The organism is Pseudomonadota bacterium (genome assembly GCA_039815145.1).
Lineage (GTDB): Bacteria > Pseudomonadota > Gammaproteobacteria > Steroidobacterales > JBCBZW01 > JBCBZW01.
In genome coordinates this window covers 1-1,592 of the sequence record JBCBZW010000295.1, presented here as the reverse complement: position 1 = coordinate 1,592, position 1,592 = coordinate 1, and the positions used below count along the sequence as shown (strand labels likewise).

Sequence of the window (1,592 nt, the reverse complement as noted above, 5' to 3'; positions counted from 1 at the left end):
CGTCGCCGTCGCGCAGGTAGAGGCTCAACTGCAAGCCGGCGACGCGAAAGTCCCGCTCCGCCTGCACCACGAGCGACTGGCGCTTGAAGAGATTCTGCGCGTTCTCCACCAGGAAGATCTCGGCCAGGTCACCCTCGGCGATACGCCGGCGCAGGGCGTCGTCGCGGCGTACGGCGAGCGCGAGCAGTTCGCTGTAGACCACGAGCTTCTGGCCGGTCGCCACCCAGCGCCAGTAGGCTCGCAGGGCGCCGTGCTGCACCTGAACCTGGGTGCGCATCAGCTCGAGGTTGGTGAGGCGCAGATCCAGATCGGCCTGACGCAGGGCGAAGCGGCGAGGCCCGAACTCGCGGTCTTGAAGCAAGGCGAAGACCACGCCCACGTTGATCTCACCGAGATCGTTGGTGACGTACTCGTCCTGGTAGATGGGGAAATCCGCATCACTGATGCGATAGCCACCGGAGAACTGGATCGCGTCCCCCCGAATCGGCTTCACCACCTTGGAGTCGACCGTCAACCCCTCGTAGAAGCCACTGAACCAGTTGAGCGACTTGGTCTGCCACTCACTGTCGTAGGCGACGCCCTGTGCGGACAGCACCTTGGCACGGGCGGCGGCCGCCTTCTCGACGGCGGCGAGGATCTTCGGGAAGGACTCGATGGACGAGCTGAGCACCTCATCGATGTCGAGCGCCTGTCCAGTCCCCAGGTCTTCCGATGGCCCCATCGGGCCGAAGGCCTGTAAGGCTTCGGGGCGAGCGATGACATCCGATAGGTTGAGTGCCTGCGTGTCGATCGACTCCTGCGCGCTCGCGCTACTGATCAGCTGCAGGCCCAGCAGGCAGGCCAGGGGTAGCGCGCGGCCAGTCCGCCCGAGCGATGCGCGGGGCGTCATTCGATAGCAGCCGCGATCGACGCGGGGGCTTGGCGTGACTCCGGCGGGCGTGGCGGGAAGCTGTTGAGACGTCGCCACAACTCGTAGCCGAGCTTCACCTCGCTGAGCAGAATCCAGCCCTGGGCGCGCGCGCCGAGTCGCAGGTAGCGCTCCTCGGGCCAGGGATCGGAAGGATCTTCCGTGACCAGTACGCGAAAGCGTCCGTTGGCCGAAGCGACGGGATCCACGGACGCGACGATGCCGCCGAAGGTGCCGATGGCCACCTCGGGCCAACCGCCAAACTGCACGGAGGGCCACCCCTCGAAGCGAAGACGCACCAGCCGCCCGGGCTCGACGATCGACGCGTCGAGACCGGAGATGTAGATCTCCGCCGCCAGGCGCACACCCGACGGCACGAAGCTGGCAATGGTCTGCCCAGGCGAGACGAGCGTGGCTTTGTCGCCCGCCTCGATGGTGACGATGGTGCCGGCGCGGGGCGCCAACACCGTGCGCAGCGATTGGCGAGAGAGGTTGATATCCAGCCCCGCCAGCGACGCGCGATCGGACTCCGCCTTCGCGCTCGCCTCACGGTACTTGATCTCCGCGGTCTCGAAATCGACGCGGGACACCAGGCCCTGATCGAACAAACGCTTCTTGCGGTCGTAGTCGAGGCGTGCCGTCTCCGCGGCTAAGCGCGATGCTTGGTAGCGATTCTCAGCTGCCG

Annotated in this window: 2 protein-coding genes; both read right to left on the bottom strand. The window is 66.5% G+C overall.

Going from position 1 to position 1,592, the window contains the following annotated elements; genetic code table 11:
- Positions 1-889, bottom strand: an 889-nt coding sequence (locus tag AAF184_25935) for a TolC family protein (GenBank protein MEO0425797.1), incomplete at its 3' end; no start/stop codon positions are given.
- On the bottom strand, positions 886-1,592 hold a 707-nt coding region (locus AAF184_25930; protein MEO0425796.1), incomplete at its 5' end, for an RND transporter. The genes AAF184_25930 and AAF184_25935, both read right to left, overlap by 4 nt.